The 23,686-nt window shown below is 35.3% G+C and carries 27 protein-coding genes and 3 pseudogenes; 3 read left to right on the top strand and 27 right to left on the bottom strand.

Annotated features, from left to right (window positions below; all coding sequences use genetic code 11):
* The first annotated feature begins 2 nt into the window (after positions 1–2).
* On the top strand, positions 3–395 hold the full coding sequence (locus LOK41_RS14870) for an immunity 50 family protein (protein ID WP_241817221.1): 393 nt from the start codon (positions 3–5) through the stop codon (positions 393–395).
* Between the two features lie 122 nt (positions 396–517).
* Here LOK41_RS14870 and LOK41_RS14865 read toward each other — a convergent pair.
* From LOK41_RS14865 to LOK41_RS14755, 23 genes and pseudogenes are all read right to left on the bottom strand, one after another.
* Positions 518–1,582: pseudogene (locus LOK41_RS14865) on the bottom strand (peptidoglycan recognition protein family protein).
* Positions 1,579–1,818, bottom strand: coding sequence for a holin (locus tag LOK41_RS14860; protein WP_241817220.1), 240 nt, complete (start codon positions 1,816–1,818; stop codon positions 1,579–1,581). Before LOK41_RS14860 ends, LOK41_RS14865 begins: the two are co-directional and overlap by 4 nt.
* Positions 1,818–2,054, bottom strand: a complete 237-nt coding sequence (locus LOK41_RS14855; RefSeq protein WP_000398733.1) for a hemolysin XhlA family protein — start codon at positions 2,052–2,054, stop codon at positions 1,818–1,820. The genes LOK41_RS14860 and LOK41_RS14855 overlap by 1 nt, the downstream gene beginning before the upstream one ends.
* Positions 2,055–2,131: 77 nt before the next feature.
* Positions 2,132–2,446 carry a hypothetical protein gene (locus LOK41_RS14850; RefSeq protein WP_241817219.1) on the bottom strand — a complete coding sequence of 105 codons (315 nt, stop codon included), beginning with the start codon at positions 2,444–2,446 and terminating at the stop codon, positions 2,132–2,134.
* 18 nt (positions 2,447–2,464) lie between these two features.
* Positions 2,465–5,986, bottom strand: a complete 3,522-nt coding sequence (locus LOK41_RS14845; RefSeq protein ID WP_241817218.1) for a phage tail spike protein — start codon at positions 5,984–5,986, stop codon at positions 2,465–2,467.
* Positions 5,983–7,434 (bottom strand): distal tail protein Dit, encoded by a 1,452-nt coding sequence (locus LOK41_RS14840; protein WP_241817217.1) that lies wholly within the window; start codon positions 7,432–7,434, stop codon positions 5,983–5,985. The genes LOK41_RS14845 and LOK41_RS14840 overlap by 4 nt, the downstream gene beginning before the upstream one ends.
* 36 nt (positions 7,435–7,470) lie before the next feature.
* Positions 7,471–9,375, bottom strand: a pseudogene (locus LOK41_RS14835) (phage tail tape measure protein); the annotation flags it as partial.
* 228 nt (positions 9,376–9,603) lie between these two features.
* Positions 9,604–11,064 (bottom strand): annotated as a pseudogene (locus tag LOK41_RS14830) (hypothetical protein); the annotation flags it as partial.
* A 17-nt stretch (positions 11,065–11,081) separates the two neighbouring features.
* Positions 11,082–11,270: a hypothetical protein gene (locus LOK41_RS29115; RefSeq protein ID WP_241817295.1), complete on the bottom strand. Its 189-nt coding sequence runs from the start codon at positions 11,268–11,270 to the stop codon at positions 11,082–11,084.
* Positions 11,271–11,296: 26 nt separating this feature from the next.
* Positions 11,297–11,659: a hypothetical protein gene (locus LOK41_RS14820; RefSeq protein ID WP_241817216.1), complete on the bottom strand. Its 363-nt coding sequence runs from the start codon at positions 11,657–11,659 to the stop codon at positions 11,297–11,299.
* Positions 11,660–11,663: 4 nt separating this feature from the next.
* The gene (locus LOK41_RS14815; RefSeq protein ID WP_241817215.1) at positions 11,664–12,254 is read right to left on the bottom strand and encodes a major tail protein; all 591 of its coding nucleotides are present in this window, start codon (positions 12,252–12,254) and stop codon (positions 11,664–11,666) included.
* Positions 12,255–12,584: a hypothetical protein gene (locus LOK41_RS14810; protein WP_241817214.1), complete on the bottom strand. Its 330-nt coding sequence runs from the start codon at positions 12,582–12,584 to the stop codon at positions 12,255–12,257.
* Positions 12,581–12,928 (bottom strand): HK97 gp10 family phage protein, encoded by a 348-nt coding sequence (locus LOK41_RS14805; RefSeq protein WP_277818639.1) that lies wholly within the window; start codon positions 12,926–12,928, stop codon positions 12,581–12,583. Before LOK41_RS14805 ends, LOK41_RS14810 begins: the two co-directional genes overlap by 4 nt.
* Before the next feature lies 1 nt (position 12,929).
* A complete protein-coding gene (locus tag LOK41_RS14800) occupies positions 12,930–13,286 on the bottom strand; it encodes a phage head closure protein (protein ID WP_241817294.1) in 357 nt (118 codons plus the stop codon).
* Position 13,287: 1 nt separating this feature from the next.
* Positions 13,288–13,581, bottom strand: a complete 294-nt coding sequence (locus LOK41_RS14795) for a hypothetical protein (RefSeq protein WP_241817212.1) — start codon at positions 13,579–13,581, stop codon at positions 13,288–13,290.
* Positions 13,582–13,586: 5 nt separating this feature from the next.
* Positions 13,587–14,750 carry a phage major capsid protein gene (locus LOK41_RS14790; protein WP_241817211.1) on the bottom strand — a complete coding sequence of 388 codons (1,164 nt, stop codon included), beginning with the start codon at positions 14,748–14,750 and terminating at the stop codon, positions 13,587–13,589.
* A gap of 19 nt (positions 14,751–14,769) precedes the next feature.
* Positions 14,770–15,552, bottom strand: a complete 783-nt coding sequence (locus LOK41_RS14785; protein WP_241817210.1) for a head maturation protease, ClpP-related — start codon at positions 15,550–15,552, stop codon at positions 14,770–14,772.
* Positions 15,536–16,699 (bottom strand): phage portal protein, encoded by a 1,164-nt coding sequence (locus LOK41_RS14780; protein ID WP_241817209.1) that lies wholly within the window; start codon positions 16,697–16,699, stop codon positions 15,536–15,538. The genes LOK41_RS14785 and LOK41_RS14780 overlap by 17 nt, the downstream gene beginning before the upstream one ends.
* 8 nt (positions 16,700–16,707) lie before the next feature.
* Positions 16,708–18,366, bottom strand: a complete 1,659-nt coding sequence (locus tag LOK41_RS14775; protein WP_241817208.1) for a terminase TerL endonuclease subunit — start codon at positions 18,364–18,366, stop codon at positions 16,708–16,710.
* The gene (locus LOK41_RS14770; protein ID WP_241817207.1) at positions 18,363–18,698 is read right to left on the bottom strand and encodes a P27 family phage terminase small subunit; all 336 of its coding nucleotides are present in this window, start codon (positions 18,696–18,698) and stop codon (positions 18,363–18,365) included. The genes LOK41_RS14775 and LOK41_RS14770 overlap by 4 nt, the downstream gene beginning before the upstream one ends.
* 152 nt (positions 18,699–18,850) lie before the next feature.
* Positions 18,851–19,186, bottom strand: a complete 336-nt coding sequence (locus tag LOK41_RS14765; protein ID WP_241817206.1) for an HNH endonuclease — start codon at positions 19,184–19,186, stop codon at positions 18,851–18,853.
* Positions 19,179–19,352: a hypothetical protein gene (locus LOK41_RS14760; protein WP_241817205.1), complete on the bottom strand. Its 174-nt coding sequence runs from the start codon at positions 19,350–19,352 to the stop codon at positions 19,179–19,181. The genes LOK41_RS14765 and LOK41_RS14760 overlap by 8 nt, the downstream gene beginning before the upstream one ends.
* Complete coding sequence (locus tag LOK41_RS14755) at positions 19,353–19,517, bottom strand: helix-turn-helix domain-containing protein (RefSeq protein ID WP_241817204.1); 165 nt, start codon at positions 19,515–19,517, stop codon at positions 19,353–19,355.
* A gap of 326 nt (positions 19,518–19,843) precedes the next feature.
* On the opposite strand from LOK41_RS14755, the gene LOK41_RS14750 reads away from it, so the two are divergent.
* Positions 19,844–20,050, top strand: coding sequence for a hypothetical protein (locus LOK41_RS14750; protein WP_241817203.1), 207 nt, complete (start codon positions 19,844–19,846; stop codon positions 20,048–20,050).
* A gap of 76 nt (positions 20,051–20,126) precedes the next feature.
* On the opposite strand, the gene LOK41_RS14745 is transcribed toward LOK41_RS14750, so the two are convergent.
* The 4 genes from LOK41_RS14745 to LOK41_RS14730 all read right to left on the bottom strand — a co-directional run bounded on the left by LOK41_RS14745 (position 20,127) and on the right by LOK41_RS14730 (position 22,667).
* Entirely contained in the window at positions 20,127–20,360 is a 234-nt protein-coding gene (locus tag LOK41_RS14745; protein WP_241817202.1) for a hypothetical protein, read from the bottom strand.
* Positions 20,361–20,616: 256 nt separating this feature from the next.
* Positions 20,617–20,790, bottom strand: a complete 174-nt coding sequence (locus LOK41_RS14740) for a hypothetical protein (RefSeq protein WP_241817201.1) — start codon at positions 20,788–20,790, stop codon at positions 20,617–20,619.
* A 34-nt stretch (positions 20,791–20,824) separates the two neighbouring features.
* Complete coding sequence (locus LOK41_RS14735; protein ID WP_241817200.1) at positions 20,825–21,574, bottom strand: DNA-methyltransferase; 750 nt, start codon at positions 21,572–21,574, stop codon at positions 20,825–20,827.
* A gap of 577 nt (positions 21,575–22,151) precedes the next feature.
* On the bottom strand, positions 22,152–22,667 hold the full coding sequence (locus LOK41_RS14730; protein WP_241817199.1) for a DUF3231 family protein: 516 nt from the start codon (positions 22,665–22,667) through the stop codon (positions 22,152–22,154).
* Between the two features lie 345 nt (positions 22,668–23,012).
* On the opposite strand from LOK41_RS14730, the gene LOK41_RS14725 reads away from it, so the two are divergent.
* Positions 23,013–23,318, top strand: a complete 306-nt coding sequence (locus tag LOK41_RS14725) for a WGxxGxxG family protein (protein WP_241817198.1) — start codon at positions 23,013–23,015, stop codon at positions 23,316–23,318.
* The last annotated feature ends 368 nt before the right edge of the window (positions 23,319–23,686 follow it).

Raw genomic sequence — 23,686 nt, 5'->3', positions numbered from 1 at the left:
AAATGATTAATCAATTTAAATTTTTAAATCCACAAGCGTTAATTAGTATTTTTGGGAAAATACCAAAATTTGAAGAATCAGAGTTATTAGATGTGCGTCTTAAAAGAGATGGTCCTACTTTAGTTATTCAATTGATGACAAAAGAAAATGTTGAAAACAAGCCAAAACGATGGAGTAAGTGGGATGTAATTTATGTAGAAATATCTTTCTTTACTATTCATAATTTAACAATAAAAGATTTAGGGACAGAAAATATCATTGATTATTTTGAAATAAATACGATAGAAGAAGAAGGTTTATTAAAAATTAAGTGTAAGAATCAAATGCTAGTTGAGTGCTCGTTTGAATGGGCAAAGGTAGAAGGGATAACCCCAGGTTTAATAGGATTACCATAATTTTGATGGGTTAGAAATAACACCATTAGAATGGCTTGAACAAACAGTTAAAACGGTAAAACAAGCATTAAAAAATAATTAGTAAAAATTGACCGCCCGTAATAGGCGGTCTTTTGTTCATATTACTTCACATTCACATACGTATTACTAGCCGTAATGTAGTATGTATTCCCTTTCGAATTGTGTACTTTATATTGCGGTGAGCCGTTAACGTCAACCTTAGTGTCGATTGCAAATCCTAATCCTGAATCTAAAGTACCAGCAACATCTTTATCCTGCCAAGATGGAGACTCATAGAAACGTAGGTTGTCTACTTTAGAAACAACACGTTTGCCTACAATAGATGAATCCACTGTGCTTTTCTTATCGAACTTCATATAAGAAGGATTGTATTTAATCCATTGATTCCCACCAAGATTTAGCCATCCATCCTTTTCAGCCCACACAACATAAGATTCTGGTTTGTTGAGTTGACGAATTACAGAATAACTTGTATCTGGCCCTTTACGTAAGTTAACGTTGTAACCATTAATGTATGCCACTCCATCTATTACCGCTGTTGGTACTTCTTCAGGTTTAGATGGTTGTTCTGGAACAGAAACATCAACATCAGAATTACTATATGCACGCTTCACATCAGCACGGAATTGAGCTTCTGATACACCATGACTATGTAAATAATCAAGAGGGTCTTCATGATCTGTACCACCAAGATGATGCGTTACATCGCTATGCGTCCACAATCCTTTTTCTACACTGATACCTCAATCACGTAGAATTTTAGCGAGTAACTTCACGTATTTATCATAGCTGCGTTTAAATTTCTCGTAATCTCGTGTTTCGCAAAGCTCTACATGTACAAAACGTTTATTTGCACCTGGTCCCGCACCATACGCAATATACTTTGTATCAGCAATTTGAATGGCTTCATCCCAATCAACTGCATAATGAACAAAAGCATTTCGCCATGTACGAGTTTCATATTTTTGAATATTAATAGCTGGAGCTTCTGGAGTCGCTGTACTGTGAGCAACAACGCCTTCATAAGCACCCACGCCATAACGATATGGTTGTTTTGGTAAATCTTGAATAATTAAAACTCTGTCAGCAAAAGCACTTGTTGCAATCGATAATACTAATACAATTGCCAATAAAACAGAAGAAAAACCTTTTAACGTTTGTTTCATTTTACATCAGCATCCCTTTTAAAAATTTTTGTGTGGTCAAATAATCCACTTGCTGACAGTCCAATGATGATTCCTTGAAATACATTCATTTTCAAATCTTGTGGCAAAAATAAAACGCCTAGCATAATGCCAAGCGTTAAATTTAATAACGGAATGTATTTTGTTTGTAATCCAATTGTTTTTGCAATTTGTGAAAGACCAACTACAATGGCAATCATTACGCTTATTTCAATCATTACATACCACCTCCCTTCAAGAAGAAGGTGAGAGCTGCGCCAATAATCCCACCAACAATAAGACGTAAAATCCATGTTGTATTGGCACTGATTTTATCTAGTTGTTTATTGATATTATCAATGTCTTTCTCGTTACCCGTTGTACGCATTTCTAAACTTTTAATATCAAACCTTATTTCTTTGATTTCTTGCTTCATTTCTTGTACATCATTTCTTACATCTTGTAGCCCTTCCACTTTGACCACCCCTTTTTAAGCAAAATAAAAAAGACCAGCTATTGCTGCTCTGTTGTCGTTGGTTTTTAAGTTGTTTCTTATTCTTGTGGGTAAACTCCGAATAACTTACGGTAATCTTCTGCACAAATTTTCTTCTTAATTGGCCCCATTTCAATTTCGTACAGTTTCGCTCCTCGTCCGCATAGCTCGCAAAGGGTAGCAATACGAAATGAAACCGTACCATCTAACATGGACCATACCTCTACCTGTGCTGCATCTGTTACTCCTGCATCATTTAACATATCAGAAGGAATCGGTATAGATATCCCATTTTCATCTCGTTTGATTGTTACTACTCTTCCCATAAATGGACTTCCTTCTCCTGCTTGTAATGGATAACTAAATGCATTCATTTCTTCCAGTCTCCTTTTCTAGTAATTTAAGTATCTCCAAGCACCATCGTGGACATAAAATCCCCAACCTTTTGCACCGTTATAATAGTTCATAGAACCGGGACTACCATATGCACCACCACCAATGTTAATCCCATTTATCTCGACCTGATTCGAAAATGAAACAGGTCTATCTGTGTTAATTGTGAAACGCGATGCACCCGATTGCCCTAATCCCATCCAAGCGTAACGCCCACTAGCATTCCACCATGAAATAAATGAATGTGTATTACCCAATACCCGTAGTGACTCTCCCTCACCTTGCGAAGTAATATTGAATATTTTATTTCGACCATTCTCGTATATATACGAGTTATTGACATCTCCTAGTGCAAACCCTGAAAACGGTACGATTCCATTGACCATTTGCTCATATGACATATCCCAGTTGTACATACACGGTGTTTCACCTTCCACAAGTTGCACTCCACCAACAACACATGATTGATTCTTTGATAGCTCGCCACCACCAAATATATCGAAGTAACAGAATCCGTTGTTTTCGTCATAATCATCAGGAACAGTGAATGTAACAGCATACCGAACAATTTTCCCGTCTGTACTTGGTGCCGGATATTGTTTTAGCACTCGTATACCTTCAACTGGAGTATCGCCATTATATTTACCGAAAATAACCCGTAAGCTTGGTGCTGCAGTAACCTTCTGTCCATTCAGAATCGCACATCTGAAATGGGCAGAATATGTGTACTTTTTACCACGTTTCACTTCATTAAATAAGTTAAAACGAATCCAATCCGCTACATTAATACGCATAGCATTAACCATACCTTCCACACCGAAATCATATGCATAGTTTTCAATGTAAGGATTACCGAATTTTCTCCAAAACGGACTATAGACAATCGGTGCCATTTGGTTTTGTAATGGACCCTTGGTAATATGGGCAAAGCAATGGTCAACGATAAGATTTTTCCTTGGAATAACAGAGAATTTTTGACCATTTAAATCTTCGAATAAGAAGTCAGCCATTTTTGCCGTAATTCCATTTTTATCAATTGTTACTTTATTACCACTGATTTTAATAATATCTGCATTAATACCTTTTGCTGTTAACCATGTAACGATTGTATCGGCATTGATATTTAACTTTTTAACATCGATAGTAATTTGTTCTGCTGTTTGGTTTATAGATGAAATGATGCCGCCTTTTTTGACAGTGTTAAGAATGTTTTCTTCTGTGATATCAATACGACCTTCCATCTCTTTTACATAGGCGTCCTTGGCGAACTCACCATCCGCTTGTTTTTTTGTATAAACCTCGTCTTTTTTTGCTGAAAGTGAGATACCTTCTTTAGCTAACTCAATTTCACGATCAATACTTTCGGTTTTTTTGTTGTAGTCTTCTAACGCTACTTTTTCAGCGATTTTATCAATAAGTTCATCCCGGTTAATTGTGTCGTTAGGATTTGGAAGATGAATCGACGCTACGGATCCACGTTGTAGTTGTGGTTTAGCAACCCACATCAAACCATTTTCTGACACGAAAATACGAAGTCTAATTTTCTTGCAATTTTCCGGTATAGTTACCTTCCCAGAAAATCGTTGCCATTCGTTATTTTTATCTGGTTTCATCTCGAAAGCTTCTTTTTGGAATCGAGACGTATCATCCCAAAACTCATATTCGCATGCTGCCCTGTGATTAATTGTTGTTATATCATTAGCAAATGAGTATATAGAAGCTACAAATTCCTCTGAAGCGGCACATGTTACAAACTCACTATAAATAGAGTAATATTTCCGTGGTTGTCCCACTGCGTAAAATCTCATTGTATTAGCATTTTCAAACTTCTTATTGGTATCTAATGACCACGCTTCTTCATTTACAACCCAGTATTTTGCATCTTTTAACCATTCACTGTTGCGAATATCGTTAATTGTACCGATTTTATCTAAATAATCACTTACCTCAGTAATCGAAACTTTTGCTTTTACTTGCTCAGAAAGGACATCTAATTGACCTTTCGCTTCGCTTAAAGCTTCACTTTGCTCTGTCTGCTTTCTTTCTACCGTTTGAACACTTTGTGTAATGAAATTTGCGGTTTCTTCAAATTCAGTTGTCGTAACTGCTCCAATTTCCTCTGGTGCATTTATACCAATTTTGTCCCACTCCGTTCCATTCCAAAGATATAACATATATGGTTTCTTACTTATATCACGCCAAAGTGTTTTACCAGGTATTAAATCAGAAGTAGGTGGAATAGCTCCATCTCTGATTGCTGTTTGGAATTTATCTTGGTTTTCTAGTACCTGTTCAGCAATTTCTTTTGCAGATGCACTTTCTTCTTTTACAACTTTTACTGTTTCATTAGTTTCTTGTACAGCTTTATCTAACGCATCTAGCAATGCTTTTGATGCTTTCCCGGCAAACATAGCCAAAATACGTTCATACATTTTATCTAAACGACTACGAACGTTTTCTAATTCACGATAATCACCAAAGTAATATTTATCTTGAGATGGATTTGTATCACACTCTTCCCCACCAATCGCTCTTGCTTCTAAATACAATGGTGGAGAAAACTTTGTATCTTTAATTCGAATCGTATCTCCACGTCTAATTGCTTCATGAGATAGACCGAAAATCTTTTCTAATGACTGTGCATCAACTTCATATATTACCGAAGCATTAATTCGCTTCTTTAATTCCATTTCCCCTAATTGTTTCAAACGTTCCGGCTTCATATCTTGGTCTTCTGTTTGCGGTGTATATATGTCATAAATATGATGTCCATCTTGGTTCCAACGTTTAAATGCATCAAAATCATAGATGAAGTTTTTCCCGTCATTTACATTTTCAATTGTTAAAATTCCATCTTCGCCTTTATCCAATAGTGGAACAAGTGCGGTAACAATATTTTGTGAGTTCTCAATTCGACGAATGCCAATCAAATCTTTACCTAGTGTGATTTCTTTACCGCTATCGCTTCCAACCCTTTTTACAGCATCTACATATCTAGCAACAATTTGATTGCCTTTAATAACTGTGCGGAAACGTAATTCCATCCCAAATTCAGATTTTAAACGTTGCAATAAACCCAATGGATTAGTTGGTTTATCAATATTTATCGTTCGAAAACTAGCAAACTCTGTAACTCCTCGTTTCCACTTTGTTCCTTTCACACAGAAATCGATTAATTGAGCAACTGTGTATTGTTCTAGTTTTTGTGGAAGGATAACTTTAGCACCTTTCAATTTTACATGTTCGCTAAGTGCTACAATTTTTTTCGAACGTTTATCAGATCCCTGGTCGATTTCAGTAATGAAGTAGGTAACATATCCACCTTCTCGTACACGTTTCGCAATTATATTACGACTCATTAAAGTGAATGAATCTCGTATATCTTCATTTACCTCAAATTCGAATGTATCTAAAGCATTTTCTAAATCCCATTTTCGAGCGTCATCTCGATAATCTTCTCCATCAATAATCCCAACCGTTGCTTCTGTTTTAAAATCAAGAATGTGTAGTGTATTTTTCATCGATACCGCTCCCTAAATTCCACATCGACTTTTCCAATATCACGAGGATATGCTGAAATCTTCGTTTTCCCTTTTTGTAATTGTAAAAAATCACTGTTAAAGTCTTTTAAAAACAATTGGCTTTCTCCATTTACTCGAATATCACTTGTCTCACAATCTATTTCTATTTTGTCACCAGCTGTAATAATGTAAGGTACATTAAAATCAGCTGGATTGTTATAACGCCATACGCGTAATTGATTGAAAGTTTGTCGCTTAGTTCCGATATCGTCAAATACAGCACTGTGAACAACGATTTGAGCGAGTTTACTTTGATTAAATCGATCTTCTATATCGTTAAACACACGGAACATTGCAGAATCATGATTACCATCACTATCTATCCGTGCAACATATGCTTCCCAACGTTGGTTTACACGAACAATACGTAATACACCAGGGAATAGATCCCATGTATTTTCATAAGTACCATGAGAGCCAATGATTTGAACCATGTTATCTTTATTTCCTGCATGAATATCTACCCATGTAAAAGATGTTCCTAATTGGTTACGGAAAATTGCCATTTTCCCTATGATTTCACTAGCTTCATCTAGCAAATAGACTTCCATGCGGCCGAGATCATATGACGTCATTTGAAAACTCAAGTCAACTTCCACTTTGAAATTTTGGATAGGTACTGAAAGTGAGCGCTTCAGCGCAGGACCATGCCATCCAGTTCCTGTACCATAATCAGCTGTCTGAAGTGGTCCCTCGCCTAAATTCGCAAACGAACCAGCGATTTTTCCGTTATCTACATAATTAGCTGTTGTCCAACCTATAGGACTCATAGGTAAATCGGCAATTAGTTCTTCTTTAATAAAAGGCCTTTCCTCCACAGTTGCTGGATAACCGATTCGGAAAAACTGTCCATCGTTAGTATCTATATCGAAGAATGTACTTTCTCTTTCGGCTGTAACACTAAAGACAGGCTTTGTTTGCACTGTACCTTTGTTTTCGACTTCTACACTAAGTGATAATTCTGTACCAGTTTTGCTTTCCAGACTATATTTCTTTTTATCTTTTGATAATTTATAGGGCATCGGACAAATGAACTTGATTACACCTTTGCCAAGAGTGACAAATTCTTCTGGATCGAAACTTTCATCCACAACAGCCATATAAATTCTGTCCGGTTCTGCATCAAAAATCAGCTCAACTGGCTGTTCTGTGATAAGCCAACCAGCAATTTCTTCTTTTAATTTTTCTAAATCAGATCCATCTGGAACGATAATTCCTACCGGAATAGGAAGTACACGAATATCGGTTTCTGTACTTAATAATCTCGCTCCTGGATAATTAGAAACTTGTAATAAGTTTCTCTTTAATGGCGCCCATGTTGGTCTTTTCCATCCTTTTTCTATTTGAATGAAATTTTTTCGTTGATTGTCAAATGTAAAAGAACTCATTTTGACACCTCTTTTCTTTATAAAACAAAAGAAACCCTAACCCTTAAAGGCTGAGTTTCTTTCTTCTTCTCTTCTTTGGTACTCAGTTGTATAACGATAAGTTCCACGTGCTACGTCTTTACCTTCTAAAATGACAGGTACTTCAATTACAAACTCGCCACCCTGCATCGGAATTGTGCCATTAGCCATTGACTGACCAGGCGAATAATTAAATATTGGATTTGCAACATTACTCACCATTGATTGTCTACTATTTGCCATGCTGTCATATACGCCACTCATCACAGTTTTTAATCCTGATAATTGATTCATGGAGCTAGCCACCATACGGCTCATATCACTCATTAATTGATTCATTGTGCCTATTAATGGCTGTTCATTTGGTGGTGATAGTTGCATAGTAGCAGCAATTCCTTCACCAATATCTCCAAGTGTCTTTTTATTCAGCGGAAGCACGGCTTCTCGTCCCGCTTCTCCAGCAGCTTGAAAACGTCCGCCATTCATACCGAAAATTGTGGGCTTAGTGAAGATACCACCTTTTGCATACCAATCCACATTAATTCCAGATGGATAAGTAATGTCTTTTCCTAAAACATTTTTCGTGCTAGTTTGTAAGCTGAAATGAGGTAATTTAGGCATTTCTGGTGTTGGGATTTTCAATTTAAGATTACTAAAGAATCCAGTGATTTTATCAATCCAACCCTTCACTGTATCTGCAGCTTCTTTTATTGGATTAACAATAGCATTTTTTGCTTCATTAAATTTTTCACTAGCTGCGCTTTTAATACTCTGAAATTTTTCATTTGCTGTATTATACATTTCTGAAACTTTTTCTTTCACATTATTATAGGCCTGTGTAATTGGATCAATAATATGTTGTTTCACAGAATTCCAAGCTGATAGTGTAGTTGATTTTATAGATTCCCAGTTTCTAAGTATCCAATTTGCTAAATCGCTTAGTTTTCCACTTAACCAGCTATACGCATCTTGAATAGGTTGTATAATGTACTGCTTCACTAATGACCAAGCTGCAGATGTAGCCGATTTTATTTCCTCATATCTTCCACTTAACCAGGTAACTAATTCGCCAATTTTTCCACTCACCCAGTTATATGCATCTGTTATTGGATTAATAATGTATTTACTTATTGCAGCCCAGGCAATTTGTGTAGTAGCTGTAATAAGTAGCCATCCTGCTTGTAGAATAGTAGAAATTAACGAAATAATAGGACCTAAAAATGTAAGGATGGCATTCCAAGTTTCTTCCCACTTTGTTTTTAGTTGACCGAAAAATTGAACTGTCGTTTCAACAAGAAAAGACCACCAAGAAGATGCCGTTTCCACCAAAGAAGATAACCAACTTGTTGTTGTCTCCACAAGAGATTTCCACCAACCGCTTACTGTTTCAACAAGCATTGATAGCCAACTAGATGCCGTTTCGACAATCCCACTCCACAATCCAATTAAAAATTCTTTAATAAAATTATAGGTATCTATTGTCCAAGTTTTAATAGATGCCCAGTTTTGATAAATCGCTACGCCTAATCCTATAACTGCCGCAATGATAATTGGGATAACCAAGATCCACCCTAACATTGCGGCTGATATGCTGGTTATAGTAATCACAATTGGCGCTAATGCCATAGCTGCACCAGCGATAATTCCTATTGCTGTTGCAATTGCTGCTAGTGTTGCCGCCAATGTCGGATTATTAGTAACCCATTCAGCAAATTTAGCTACAAGATCAGCTACAACGGATAAAACTGGCTCAAGGGCTATCTTTAAATCTCCCAATGCTTTTTGCATTTTAACAGCTGGGTTTGCATCCATCTTCTTAATAGAATCATTCAATTGATTTTGATTCTTTTTGAAATCAACTACTTTACTCTGTGCCCCAAGTAATGCGTATGTTATGTTATCTCCTTGGTCTTCCCACATTGTCATTGTGTTATCGTAAAGGCTTTTTATCCTCTACTTCTTGCACTTCATATTAATGCAAGTTCGGCATACGTTTTCACTTATAAAGTGTCGCGGTCTCGTGGAGGGATTATATCTTTTCACCCTCTATGCTCTGCCCCTGACTATACTTTGTATAGCCTTCGGTTCAAGTTAGGAATCGCACCCTTCTTGGTTAATCCCGCGATTTTATTTCGGCACAATTTATCATCTACCGAAGAGTTTTACACCTAATTCATTACGTTTTGTTTTGTCTTCAACATTTTCTAATGCTTTTGCAATCTCAGTCATAGCAGTGGAGCCTTCTTTACCGCCTTTAGCAACAGACTGCCCCCATTTTTGTAACTGTTCAGCTGAAATATTAGTACCTTGGAGAACTTCAGTCATAGCTTTATCGACACCTTGACCAAATTCAGCGGCTTTGATGCGCCCCTCCTTTAGTCCATCTAAGAGATTATCAATATTCCAAGTACCAGTTTCAACCCCAGCTTCCATAATGGCCTGGACTTCTTCAGCTTGATATCCAGCCCGTGTTAGCTGCCCACCGTATTCAGCGATTACGTCCAACTGTTCAGGAGGGAAACCGACTTTTAAAAGAGTGCTCGTTAATCCTAATGCAGCGTCATCGGTTATTCCTAATTCATTAGCAATTTCATGTGTTTCTTGAATTAACTCATTAAAATCTATACCGGTATAAGCAGTCGCTATAGCTGCTGCGCCCTTGACAACTGCTGCATTTGCTTCATCACTGACATTCTTATTTAATGCCCATTGTCGTCTTACACCTTCCAGAGCAACTTCTCCATCAACGCCATAAGCTTCGATACCTCTAACAGCTTCTTCAACTGATCTTTTGGATGATTCAGGCACCTCAAAAGTTATATCAATTTTCGTTTTTAGTTTAGACATATCAAGTGCTTGCTCAATAGTCCCTGCTATACCACCACCAGCAACTAATCCACCAAGGACATTTTCTAAACCAATGTCTAATTCTTTAAAACTTTTTTGAGCCCTTTCAGCTTCTTGTGATAACTCTCGTAGTTCATTACGTACATTTTCAATAGAGTTTCCATCATCCACAGAACGAAGAGCACGTTGTAATTTCTCAATATCAGCATCTGCACCTAATGCTTCACGCCCAATGCGTTCAATAGCTTCTTCAAGCTGTTTGGAAGTGGCTGTTCCTTGCCGGATAGCATTTGTTAAATGTCCGCCTAATGCTTCTGCAAATTGATCTACATTTGTCCCAGTCGCTCGAAAAAGGGTTTCTAATTGTCGAGTTGAATTAGCAACGTTTTCTTGCTCGGCTTTCATATTAGAAAGGTTGTTTTTTAAACCTTTAAGAGATCCTTCTGTATACTCAATTTCACGTCTAAACGCTCGATATTGTTCCTCACCAATATCACCACGTTCAAATTGCGCTTGTACCTGTTGCTCGGCTGCTTTCAATTTATCTAATTTCTCAGTAGTAGCTTCAATGCGTTGCGTTAACAGTTGTTTTTTTTGAGCCAAAGCTTCCACATTACCAGGGTTAAATTTCAACAGACGCTCAACATCTTTTAATTCTTTAGTTAAGTCATTGCTACGTTTATTAACGTCTTTTAAGGCATTTTGCAAGCCGACTGTATCGCCACCAATTTCAACCGTGATACCCTTTATTCTACTTCCTGCCATAGTCTCACCTCTCTTCTTTAGAAAGAATCGTAGTCTTTTTGAGTCGCTTTTCTCACTTTGTCTTTCTTCGGATTTTCAATTTCAGCAAATTCAGCAATATAATCAAAGCAATCGCCAACGGTCATGACTTCCAAATCCCAATGTGTTAACTTTGCTTTATAACAAAGAGCAAGGAACGTATCGGTGGTTAATTCTTCATCACCAATAGCTCCTTGCTCTTCATCATTTTCTGTTATTTTTTTTTTGCTCCCATTGTACTTTCAATCATGTCGTCAATTTCTGGCATGATATCATAAATAGGGAATTCATCGAAACCATCAAGCCATGTGATTGGATCAGGAATACTTGGATTAGCGGTTTTAGCGTATAACCAAACCAAGTCATATATAACTTCAAAATCTACTTTACTAAAATCAAAATTAGAGATATCAACAGGATTTTGTGTACCATCTTGAGATGAAATATTTCCAATTACCCCTAACTTCATCATATCCGCAAATAAATCACGTCTAAATTGAGCCTTATAACGTTTAACAGTTGCGGCTGTACTTTTTAATCGGACCTGTTTACCATCTATTACAATTGTTTTTTCCATCTAATTATGCCCCCTGTGGTGCTGTTGATTTTACGTATACATTTTTGTACCAGTTATCATAAATTGCTGGTGTTGTTTTAGATGTTGTTTTTGTTTTAACCATTGGTCTACCACCAGGAGTCAAAATAAGTGGACTAGCAACGAATTTTAGCTCATTTGTATTAGGTTCAGCAGAATTTGTTTTTGATTTAGATGAAATGTTAGGACGACTTGCTGAGCAATTGTACATAACATGTCGAGTCGCTTTTACATCACCATCGAATTCAAATAATAGTGCGAAGGGCTTTCCTTTTGCATCGGCTAACTCGTTTAGTACTCCGTCTGTTTCATCTAATTGCTCGCCTAACGCATCTACAACAAATTGCTCTGGAAGTACTGCAATATTTAAAGTTCCTTCATAACCTTGGTTATTATCTGCTGAGTAATAAAGCATATCATCTACATAAAACTCTATTAAATCACCACGTGGCTCGTTTGTTAGTTCTACCGCACCTGGCATTTGGATTGGTGTTCCGAATGTTACCGCACCATCTTTTACTTCATACGTTGCATAACGAACATTTTTCAAACCAAAAGATACTTTGTTTTCTGGCATTTAAATCAACCTCACTTCATATATTTTTTGAAATAATTTTTCAGACTCAATAAAAGCCTCAAATGATTCATAAGGTATCCCATGATCATCTAAGGCTTTTTCTAATTTGGCTTCTGCGACCAAATTTTTTTTAGTTGTATAAAGCTCAATATTTACATCATTTATTTTTTGATAAACTTTATTATCAGCAATCATATTAGACGAACCTTCCACAAGGTAACAAATGTAAGGTGGAGAAGGTACTGGTTTTTTAGGTGTTGCTGCGAAGTGTGAATAGGCCACTGGATAACCTGTAGCGTCAAGAATCTGCTTTAATTCAGATAATGTCATTGTCTTATCGCTCCTTCCACACGTGCTAAGAAATCATTTATCGCGTGTTCTTCTGCTGGAGCAATATGAACTTTAGCTGGAACGCGACCACCGCCTTTTTTCGCATGACCTTTTTCTAACAAATGAGTTAATTGATATCTTGTAGCGTTATGAACAATGATCTTATTTCCTTGTTTTGTGGACCGCCACCCTTTACGATAGCTTCCTGTTAACTTAGGGCTTTTTTGTTTTAATTCACTTACAAGATTATCCGAAACCTCTACTTTCGCCACTTCAATACCTTCTTCAATTACATTTGCATATCTTTGTAATTCTCTAGCAATCTCACTTGCAAAGTCATTCATACTAAACACGCTCCTTTGCAATGATGGTTAATGTTTGATACATTTCATCATCATTCATTGGCGGTTCGATAATGTCAAAAATACGCCCCTTTAAATTAATCCTCATTTCTTCTGTAATTCCAGAAGTATAAGGGATAACAAAACGATATGTCTTTGTCGCTTGTGAAGCTGAAGCTGCAATATATTCAGAACCCTTTAGCGTTTTTATCATAGCCCACGCTTTTTTTAACTCTTTCCAAATTATTTCATCTTCACTCGTTTGACCTAATTCATCTTCTATTGCTATTGGTTGTTCAATAATGATTCTATTTCTAAAATCACCTGTATTTAACGGCTTTTTATACTGGAAAGGACGCATATTAATCACCGTCCAACTTAATTTCTTCTAAAGCTTTATCGATGCTCAAACTATTAATCTGACTTAAAAAATTCTTGTCAAAATACTCAAGAGCATCGTTATAAACATAACGAGAGCGCTCAAAGACTAGCTCTTTGAACACCTCGTCTTTATTTAAATCATAAGATCCACAGATTCTTTTTAAATCTTCATTGGATGCAAAAAGGATACGTCTTAGGTTATCGTCTTCATCATCACCCAAGCGCATCCTTTCTTTGAATTGCTGTAATATTTCATTTGAAATTACTGTATCCATTCACATCACCCTTGCGTTGGTGGAGTTTGAGAAACGAAGGAAATTTTCAAATCATATACAAGAGCTGCTTTATTATCTTTTGGTTTACCGTTAGCAAACTGTTTAATTGTGTAAAGTGTAGCATCTTCAATCGCTAACGTTTGATCGAACTTTTTGAGTTTGTATCCACCAGCAATCGCTGCAAGGTATTGACCTTTTACAAAGAACAATGCTTTACCGACTGGCACTTCTTCAGATTCTACAGTTTGAATGTTATAAGGTAATGCCATTACCCATTGACCAGTTGCTGTTTGAATTGTATTACGAGCTTGTACACCGATTGCATCCACAGGATTTACAACCATCACAATTTTATTTAATACTTTACGAGATTTCCCTTTATCATCAACAGATAAAGCTTTCACTACTTCATAAAGTTCACCAGCAATCACTTCACCATGCTCAGAAGGAGCAAATGTTAATGTACCGGATGATGTTTTATTTGTAACGGCTCCTGTAGATGCATTTACATTTTTCATTAAACCTACAGGTTGATGTGCTACTGATCCACCACCATTTACAAACCCAAACTCTAAACCAACAGAATAAGATTCTACTAATAAAGTTCGAACATAACGTTCAACCCACTCTGGACCAAGTTCTAGCATATCGTTTGGAATAGCTGCAAATGCAGTCAATTTCAGTTGCCCAATTTTTTCTTCTCTGAACGCGGCATTTACTTGTCCTCGAATTTCACCGAATAACTCACCCCATGCATATGCTTTAGTTGCATCAGAGTAAATAAACTTAGTTACCGCACCTAAATCTTGAAGTCCAAGAGCTTCAAGTAAAGGATGTTCAGTCACTAAATCCTCAAATACACGCTCTTGTGTAGTTTCTGGAAGGATAGATCCATCTTTAAATCCACCTTCTTGTACAACTGCATTAAAGAATTTTGTTTCTGCTGCCGTTAGCACATTTTGACCACGTTGTTGAAGAATAGAACGATCTAACATTTCATCATTTACTTGATTACGAACTGTATTAATTACATCCGTTTGCATTGCATCAAAGAAATTTTCAAAAGCAGCCGTTTGTTCTTGTTCTGTGCTTTCAGCATTTGTTAAAGTATCTGTTAATTTTGCTTTCGCCTTACTAAACGCTTCAGATTTATTAAATTTAATCACCATTATGTGTTTCCTCCAATTTTTATAAATTTAAAAAGAGCCTTTTCAATCCACTGTTCTTAACAGGTTTCGGATTTGGCTCTTTTGGTTGTACTTCAGTATTAGTTTTTAAATCGTTCAGAATTTCGGTTTTCAATCCAGATAATGCAGCATTTAAATCTTCTCTAGTAATTCCTTCAGCTTTCTCTTTATTGAGTGTTCCGTTTCGAAAACCATCGATTACTTTCTGTGGAATCATAGCAGAAACGGTACTGGAAGCTGTCATTTTAACCGGATTCTCCATAAACATGATTTCATCCACAAAATTATTTTCTAATGCTTGTTGTGGACCCATCCATGTTTCTTCAGCCATCATATTAAGTAGTTCCTCTTCAGATTTACCACTTTTAATGACATAGGCGTTTACAATTGCTCGATCTGTCGTTTTTAACATCTCAGCAGCTTTCTCCATATCGCGATGATCTCCGCCATTCCACATAGAAGCATTGTGAATCATGATTTGTGCTGTTGGAGAAATTCGAACTTTATCACCAGCCATTGCAATAACAGAAGCCGCGCTTGCAGCTAAACCAACAATTTGCACTTCCACATGACCAGGATAATTCTTTAATGCTGTATAAATCTCTGATCCTTCGTGTACATAACCACCAGGACTATTAATCGATACAATTAAATCCTCACCATTGGCATTAGTCAGTTCTTTTGCAACCATTCCTGGGCTTGTTGCATCCATTTCAAACCATTCATAAATCCAAGCTTCATCACTAGAAATGATTGGTCCTTTAACATCAATTTTCATCGTCATTTTCTTTCTCGCCTCCTTCACCTGTACTCATTTCAGCATAGTTTTTCGTGATAAAGTGTTTGTCCAAGTTCGGATCATTTGAAATATCATATCCTACTTCCAATCGAAGCTCATTACCTGTGAAAGCACTAGAAGAAATGAGTTTATCAATACTCGTCGCAAGGTCGAATATATTCTGATAAGAAACAGCTTTAATTTCAATTTTTTGTCCTGAAAGATATTCTTTCATTTCAAAGAATTTCACATTTGCTTCGTCTGATAGTTTTTTTAGTAAAGGATTTACGGTAAATAGCATATAATTTTTTGTTTGCTTTTCAACATCAGCCATATCTCCATATAACAAAGCGGTAGGAATACCTATAGCCATTGCCACTTGGTTTAAGAAGCCATTTGTTACTTTGTTTATTTCATCCACACTTTGACCAGAATTTCCCCCACCTGATGCTTCAGCATATTTAAATCCTGGTTGCTGTGGAATGATAGCGACATCCTTCTCACCAATAGCTTTATACATGTTATCGATAAATTCTTGAAGCTTCGCTTGATGTTCCTTACTCTTTGCAGCAAGCATATCCATATCAACTGTGCCGCGAATTTGATTTTTACGTTTTTGAGAGTTTAATATTCTTCCGAATAAATCACCATAATCAGCAAAAAGTCTGTCAATAAGTGGTGATAACTTATCATTTCGATATTTTAAATGAATGACTTCATTTTGTTTAAAGCTTCTCTTAAACTGATAATCTTTTACTGTCACATTCGTAAAAATATCTTCAAACACAGCGTATTCATTGTGTTGAAAGTCATCCGCAATGAGTAAATCCCCATCATCAGCCTGAATTACTAAACATTCATTATCATAAATAAGCTTGTAAACTAACTTTTCCCAAAAGGTACTTGCTGTCATGTTTTTGCTTGGTCTAACATTCAATCGATAATAAAGCTCATTCTTCTCATAAGAATCCCCATTTTTCACTCTAAACTCCGATTGACTAATTGTTCTTCCTAAAAAGGATACACATGTATCAATTGCTAATCGTTTCATATGGACTCTATTAGCTTTTTCAATAAACATCTCCACATCAAACATGAATCCTAGTTCACTATTTTTCTTAAATATTCCGTCTAACCATCCAATTGCCATCACCCCCTTTACTAAAAACTAATACCATCTAACATAAACTCAAACTCATCCTCCAGGATGTTATCCGCTTGCCAAAGAGCATGAATAAAAGCTTGGAATCCATCCGTTTTTCTTTTAAATTCATCTTTTTTCAGATACTCTTTGTTTCCATCTTTTTTGATGTGGACATAGACGTTGTTAGTGTACCAACGCATCAACGGATTATCCCCGAAGATAATTTGTCCATTTGCAAATAAAGTTTCAACTCGTGGGGCCAATAAAGAATGAATGGCTTTCGGATTACGAATATATAACAATATAAAACCTTCCGCTTCAAGTGCTGTTTTAACAAGATCAAGCCGGAAAGTATCAGCAACGATTGTATTAACTCCATATATCTCACGCATTTTTACAAACCAATCAACAATATGAGAAATATTAATAACTGGTTCATCTACAATTGTTAGCAATCCCTTTTCAGCCCACTCTTTAATTGGCGCTTTTAATTTCACTTTATCTATGAATCCTTTTCGTACAAATGAATGAGTTTTCCAAATGTAATCCTCTCTATGTTTAAAGAGCAATCCGACAGATGCGAAGTCTTTGATGCTGGCGAAGTCGAGTCCACCCACAGCTATTTTATGTTGCAGATTAGGAATTTCTCTCAAAGTTTCTCCATCTTCTTCGTAGCCGGTTCGCCATATCTCTTCCCAAGTAGCAACAGATTTTGTTAAATCCGTTTCAGGATAATTCATACGTTTTGTCATGAATTCTTCACGATTTGATGGATTGTTTGCTAATTGTTTATATTGAGTTAATACCTTTTTAAATAATCCTTTTGCGTAAGGGCTTCTTGGTTCGCTAAACATTGGATTTGCTTTTTCCCACATTTCAGGATTATCAATTTCCTCTGGTTCATCAATTTTACAGATGAAAGGAAACAAAGGATCATCTAACTCTTCACCTTTAAGAATGTTCATTGCTCGTTCTTTCATCTTGTCCAAGAATCCATCACGAACAAAGCCGTCTGTTCCAATAAAAAATTCCCTAGCATTTGGTACTTTTCCAAGTCCACTAGAGAATACGTTAACAACATCAAAGTTTTCATATTGATGTATCTCATCATAAATAACACAGCCATCACGAAGACCATCTTTAGAACTTGCGTTAGATGTGTGATATTGCATAATACTTTTTGTATCATTACCTGTTATTTCAACCTTTGTTCGATAAAACATATCTTCTAATATTTCATTACTCTCAATAGCATCATATACTTCACGAAATGATACTTTTGCTTGCTTTTCATTGTTGGCCACAATCGAAACATTGTATCGATCTATTCCATGTAATGGACTAATAAAGAAATGGCATAACGATGAAATTAACCCGTTTTTACCACCACCACGAGACATCATATAAAGAAATTGTTCATAAAAAATCGAATCATCTTCTTTATAAAATAGAAATACAAATGTGGTAACAAATTTTTGAAACGGTTGTAATTTGAAATAAAATTTCTCTGTGAATTTTATATAATCCTCATGCATTTCATTGTGAAAATATAAGTCATCACGTGTTAAGATGTATTTCTCCAGGTACTCCATTAGCATTATGCGCTCTTTATTTAGCTTAATTTTCCCTGTCCGATACATTTCGATATACTCACTGACATATTGATTATAAATCATGTCAGGTCTTTCACAGAGCGCTTAGGTTTTGAAGGAGCTTTCTTTTCTTCAGCCGATGCTTCTAATCCAAGTGCATCTAAAATCTTTATCATTCGATCATTGGTTTTATGTAAATCATTAATGGAAGGATTGGATTTCAGGCCATGCATACCAGATACTTTTATTCCCATTTCTTCAATATCATCAACAAGAATACACTTTAAATCCCACAAGGATAAATAATCTTGGATCAAATCTTCATAATGATTGCCCACAATTTTTTTCTCTTTTAATTGCCGGGTTAAATCTTTTTCAATCCGTTTCCTTAGCGTTTCACGTTTGATCTTAGCCATAGTATTCCCCCCTTTCTAATTTACATTTATTCCCTATTTAATATAACGCGCGAAATCGCTCATAAATTTGGAAAATCGCATCCCCCTCCTCGGTGCCCCATTTCTTAAAAAAGTTGAAATTTTTTAAGGGGGGTATTTAAAATGGGGTATTTTTACCACTTTTCATCAGCTTCCCATTTATTTGGTTTTCTTTTGAAAATTCTTCCGTGTTCTTTGTTATGACAATTCACACAGACTGTTTCAAGATTATCTATTTCTAATGCAAGTTCTGGATGATTCTCAAGCTCTTTGATATGATGGACAACTAATTGTATCTTCTTACGCTTGGCACTCTCACTGTACTCATTCGTATCAGTTTGAACACGACCATTACGTTTGCACTCTTGGCATTCATAATTGTCACGCTTCTTCACTTGCTCACGTAATTGTTTCCAAGTTCCACTGTCATAGAACTTACGCTTCTGTTGTTTGGTTTTGTATTCATTCACTAACCTTTACCTCAATCGCTCCAGTATCAATCCTCTTCTCACGATGTTGGATATCAAGACACTTCTCGCAATAGAACGTAGCAGATATATCCATACCAAAATGTTTAGCATTAGAATAAAAAGAAGTAGTCTCACTATCTAACACTTGATACTTATGGTCACACATTCATCTCACTCCTCTTAATCTTGACCTATCAATGACCCATGTCCTACCAATCTTCTTTGCTACTATCTTCCCATCTGCACATAAGTTCTTTACATGACCAGATGTAATACCAAGAATACGAGCAGCTTCATGTATTCCTATTACATTTTCAAAGAATACATTCAATTACATTATCAACAATCAGAAGAACTACTTGAATCATAAGAAGAATGTGAAGAGCATGAAGAGGAATCATTACTACTGTAATTACTACAATCTGATCCATAGCTTGAACTAATAGTGCCTGTATGTAGTAACATGTCATCACTTGAACTAGAACTTCTGCTATATCTACTTGTAGTGCTAATACTTGATGACTTTCTTTTATTTATTTTTGATTGCTTACGTTTAAATAATCTCATCTCATTCACCCCTATTAATTCATTTTAAATCTATTTATTTTAATGTATAATTATATAAAACCCATAATTTTTAGAATTGAGGTGACCACTATGAAAAGTTTTGGTACGTTAGCATGCTCCGCTTTCTTTTCAGTAATGCTGATATTGTATAATGTTCAATCCTTTTATAATAAATTCACAGCAGGAAATACATATTACTGGGTAAATGTTGTTCTGGTTGTGATATTCCTTATATCTTTTACCATTGACATAAAGGATATCATCAAGAAAAATTACAAAACTTCAGAATCAAACTAAGGAGCCTGTATTGGTTCCTTTTACTTTATAAAATAAAAAAGCATCCTTTTTAGATGCTCTCTGCGTTTAGATTTTTCTATATAATACTGATATCCATTACCATAACGCTACCTAATACAATACATACTAATCCTAACAATATTAAAAACTCTGGTAAATCAAAGTGATTGAATATCATAGCTATAATTAAGCCCACAGGGAATACTAGAACTGCTAACCAACTTATACCTCCAGCTTTCTTTATTTCATAGTATGTTGTAATACCGGCAATCAAAACTCCTAATATAATCAAACCGGCTCCTAATAACATTCATCCACCAACTTTTTTCCTCTATTTTACCATAAAAGAATTATCATTAAGTTTTCTTCTTTATAAAATAAAAAGGCAGCGGATTCACTAATTTAACTAACATACTTTAAATCAACATCGATATCATAATAAATTAGTAATAATGTAAGTATAGGTAAATAGAGAAGAATAGAATCTTCTTACATAACAACCTATATTTATATACACAATAAATTAATTATAGATGTTTATTGTTTATGTAATTAGCAACTAAACTTTAACGCTCTTTACTTTCTTTCATTGCTTTCAGTTGCTCCATTTCTTTTTTCACTGACTCATCAATATTATAATCTAGTTCTTTTACTTCCTTTGCTTTGAGGTATTGAATCATGATTAGCAAACCAACTATCAATCCTGTTCCACATCCAAAAAAGTAACTAAGCCAACTCATCTAATCACTCCTTCCACAAAACAAAAGCACCCCATTAAGGATGCTTAATTGTTTGTAAATGTTTTGCTACTCGTTCATTACCAAACTTCCAATACTCTTCATCCATTTCAAATCCAATGTAATTACGGTTTGTATTGATACATGCGATAGCAGTAGTAAATGACCCCATGCAATTATCTAATACCGTTTCTCCTTCTTTTGTATATGTCTTAATTAGATATTCAAAAAGAGAAACTGGCTTTTGCGTTGGATGAAATGTTTTACTATCTCTTGGGAAATCTAATACTGATTTAGGGTAATTTGTATACTTGGTTACATGCATCTTACTTAACGATTCGTTGTTTCTTTTGCCAAAGATTTTTAATTTCTTTCCTGTACTCTTTTTATAAATTGGTTTATCCAAAAGGATTAAGTCTTGAGGATAATATTTCGGTAATTTTTTATAAAATACTAATACATTTTCATGATTCTTCAATGGCATTCTATTTGCATTTGGGAATCCGGTTGTATGATTTCCCTTCTTCCAAATCCACTCATAACGAAATAACTTCATGTTAGAAGCAATTAATTTCGTTGTAAATGGCTGACTTGCCGTTAAAAGGATTGCTCCATTGTCCTTTATAATTCGCTCATATTGTTCCCATAACAAATCAAAAGGAATGATGCTGTCCCATTTACATGATGTAGTCCCATAAGGTAAATCACATAATATCATATCGATTGATTTATCCTCGATCATTTTCATTCCTTCTAAACAATCCATATTAAGAACTTGATTCAACAAATTTATAACCATCCTTTTTTACATAATAAAAAGGAGCAACCATACTTCTGCTGCTCCTGCTATAAATACGGTAAATGAAGTTTTAACTTTAATAAATAAAAAGCTGCTATTCACTAGAATAACAGCTTTCTAAAATAGACAAGTCGTGTTTGTGTATCGCATATTTCATTTAGTTTGGTTAAGGTGTTTTCACGCCTCTTTCAATCGCTAAACAATGTATTTCTTTCCCTGTTACTTGTGTCTCGATGTTAGCGACTGAAAGAAGAGCAAAAGCTCTCCTTCATTTCCAAAGCATTGGCATGTAAACTGCTGTTGCTGAAAACATGACCCGGCAATCCATTCAATCCACAACCATTACTATTTGTCATGACGATCAATTATAAAGGTAGGCGTGAGTCGTGTTTTCCGCCACTCTCACAATACCAATATATCACGTTGAATCCAAAACAACCGGCACATTTCCTGCCAAAAAGCGGTCACGACTCTGCCACTTATTTTAATTTTCCAATAATCCTTATTTCCCTAGACAAGCTCATTGTAACAACCATAAAGAATAAATTGGATTTCGATTAAGGTATTATGCTTGTTCTGATTGTTGAACATGTAATGGTGGCGGAATAATCCAACCTTTTTTCTTATTCAAGCGAAGTAATATAGCTCCAGCTTGTGCTTTTTTCATATGGAATTGACCAAACATCATTCCTACATCTTCTCGGAGTGATTGTCCCATAGCTTGGCTACATGCTACTAACCCAGCAGCAAGATCCATAGAAACTTTAGTTGCAATTTCCGCATCATTAATACGAGCACCTGGAGGAATCGTTTCAATAGATGCAACCGGTCTTTCTGGAGGTGCTGGTGGTAATGCAACTCCATTTAATTTTAATAAGTTTTTTAATTCTTCAACTTCTGACTGGATATCATTCTCTACAAGGTTTTCTAAAAATTTCTTTAAATCCTCGTCTCCTGTGTGGTTAATAAGAACTTGATATCCAGCAATTGCGCCCTGTGCCGCTGAAAGATAACTCCAAATTCCAAAGACTTCTCCGTAGTGCATTGGTTCATTTTGTGGATTTCCACTTAAAACACCCATTAAAATATTCCTCCTTAAAGAAATTAATCTTTTAACAACAATGCTTACTATAGAAAAAATTTTCCCAACCATGTTCCAGATTAAAGAAAATAAGTTCTTATAACTCATAAGGAACACCTTACCCAAATATAGTAATTACACCCTATAGAATGTACTGTTTCAAAAAATTTATTCTGATAAATAGTACATATATTTTTATTAACATAATCCATTATTATCAGTACTTTTAATAATAGAAATTAAAGATGATCATCATAATTTCAATTCAAATGGACTTATATATTCTTAAACGAATATTACCTAAAGGAACTGGAGATATTACTAAACACGAAAGGAGGGAAAACTATGAAGAAAAAATTGTCATCTATTTTAAGTGCCCTATTACTAACTATTATGTTTTTTGGTACAAGTGTCCATGCTGAATACGATGGAAATAATATGAATAGAGTTAACAATAATGATATTACAACTCGAGTTAATGACAATAACATGAATAGAGTTAATTATGATACTAGAACTCGAAATGTGAATACAACAAATGATTTAAATAATGATCGTGATAATAATAATAATTGGGCGTGGCTTGGTTTATTAGGACTAGTAGGTTTATTCGGTCTTAGAAGAAAAGAAAAAGAACCTGAAAGACGTTAATGTAGAACATCGCATTTAACTTTAAAAGATACTTATTTATCAAAAGAATGCAAAATGAATAAACTATGAATCGCCTTTTATAAGGCGATTTTTTATTTTTTCCAAATCTATAATAATTACATAAAAACGGATACCCTTAATCGGAAACAATAAATTTCTTAACTTGATGGTAGTAATGGAGCGGTACGTCCATTTGACGAACTACGCTTCTTTTTTATGCCGTCGCTTCACTTACCCATATCTTATATTTTGTGTAACTGATCCAATCGCTGAACCCTTTGGTATTCTTAACTTTATAAGGCTTTCTATTTTGAGTTACACAATACAATAATAATGGTTAATTATAAATAAAAAAGAAAAAGACCGAT

The sequence above is a fragment of the Bacillus sp. TL12 genome (assembly GCF_022625245.1).
Lineage (GTDB): Bacteria > Bacillota > Bacilli > Bacillales > Bacillaceae_G > Bacillus_A.
This window is presented reverse-complemented; position numbering and strand designations above follow the sequence as displayed.

Bases quoted from the DNA above. Each gene is read 5' to 3' on its own strand.
- LOK41_RS14870 (WP_241817221.1), top strand. From the start codon at position 3: ATGATTAATCAATTTAAATTTTTAAATCCACAAGCGTTAATTAGTATT.
- LOK41_RS14860 (WP_241817220.1), bottom strand. From the start codon at position 1,818: ATGATTGAAATAAGCGTAATGATTGCCATTGTAGTTGGTCTTTCACAA.
- LOK41_RS14850 (WP_241817219.1), bottom strand. From the start codon at position 2,446: ATGAATGCATTTAGTTATCCATTACAAGCAGGAGAAGGAAGTCCATTT.
- LOK41_RS14845 (WP_241817218.1), bottom strand. From the start codon at position 5,986: ATGAAAAATACACTACACATTCTTGATTTTAAAACAGAAGCAACGGTT.
- LOK41_RS14840 (WP_241817217.1), bottom strand. From the start codon at position 7,434: ATGAGTTCTTTTACATTTGACAATCAACGAAAAAATTTCATTCAAATA.
- LOK41_RS14820 (WP_241817216.1), bottom strand. From the start codon at position 11,659: ATGGAAAAAACAATTGTAATAGATGGTAAACAGGTCCGATTAAAAAGT.
- LOK41_RS14815 (WP_241817215.1), bottom strand. From the start codon at position 12,254: ATGCCAGAAAACAAAGTATCTTTTGGTTTGAAAAATGTTCGTTATGCA.
- LOK41_RS14810 (WP_241817214.1), bottom strand. From the start codon at position 12,584: ATGACATTATCTGAATTAAAGCAGATTCTTGACGCTACAGGTTATCCA.
- LOK41_RS14805 (WP_277818639.1), bottom strand. From the start codon at position 12,928: ATGAATGACTTTGCAAGTGAGATTGCTAGAGAATTACAAAGATATGCA.
- LOK41_RS14800 (WP_241817294.1), bottom strand. From the start codon at position 13,286: ATGCGTCCTTTCCAGTATAAAAAGCCGTTAAATACAGGTGATTTTAGA.
- LOK41_RS14795 (WP_241817212.1), bottom strand. From the start codon at position 13,581: ATGGATACAGTAATTTCAAATGAAATATTACAGCAATTCAAAGAAAGG.
- LOK41_RS14790 (WP_241817211.1), bottom strand. From the start codon at position 14,750: ATGGTGATTAAATTTAATAAATCTGAAGCGTTTAGTAAGGCGAAAGCA.
- LOK41_RS14785 (WP_241817210.1), bottom strand. From the start codon at position 15,552: ATGACGATGAAAATTGATGTTAAAGGACCAATCATTTCTAGTGATGAA.
- LOK41_RS14775 (WP_241817208.1), bottom strand. From the start codon at position 18,366: ATGATTTATAATCAATATGTCAGTGAGTATATCGAAATGTATCGGACA.
- LOK41_RS14770 (WP_241817207.1), bottom strand. From the start codon at position 18,698: ATGGCTAAGATCAAACGTGAAACGCTAAGGAAACGGATTGAAAAAGAT.
- LOK41_RS14760 (WP_241817205.1), bottom strand. From the start codon at position 19,352: ATGTGTGACCATAAGTATCAAGTGTTAGATAGTGAGACTACTTCTTTT.
- LOK41_RS14750 (WP_241817203.1), top strand. From the start codon at position 19,844: ATGAAAAGTTTTGGTACGTTAGCATGCTCCGCTTTCTTTTCAGTAATG.
- LOK41_RS14745 (WP_241817202.1), bottom strand. From the start codon at position 20,360: ATGTTATTAGGAGCCGGTTTGATTATATTAGGAGTTTTGATTGCCGGT.
- LOK41_RS14740 (WP_241817201.1), bottom strand. From the start codon at position 20,790: ATGAGTTGGCTTAGTTACTTTTTTGGATGTGGAACAGGATTGATAGTT.
- LOK41_RS14730 (WP_241817199.1), bottom strand. From the start codon at position 22,667: ATGGGTGTTTTAAGTGGAAATCCACAAAATGAACCAATGCACTACGGA.
- LOK41_RS14725 (WP_241817198.1), top strand. From the start codon at position 23,013: ATGAAGAAAAAATTGTCATCTATTTTAAGTGCCCTATTACTAACTATT.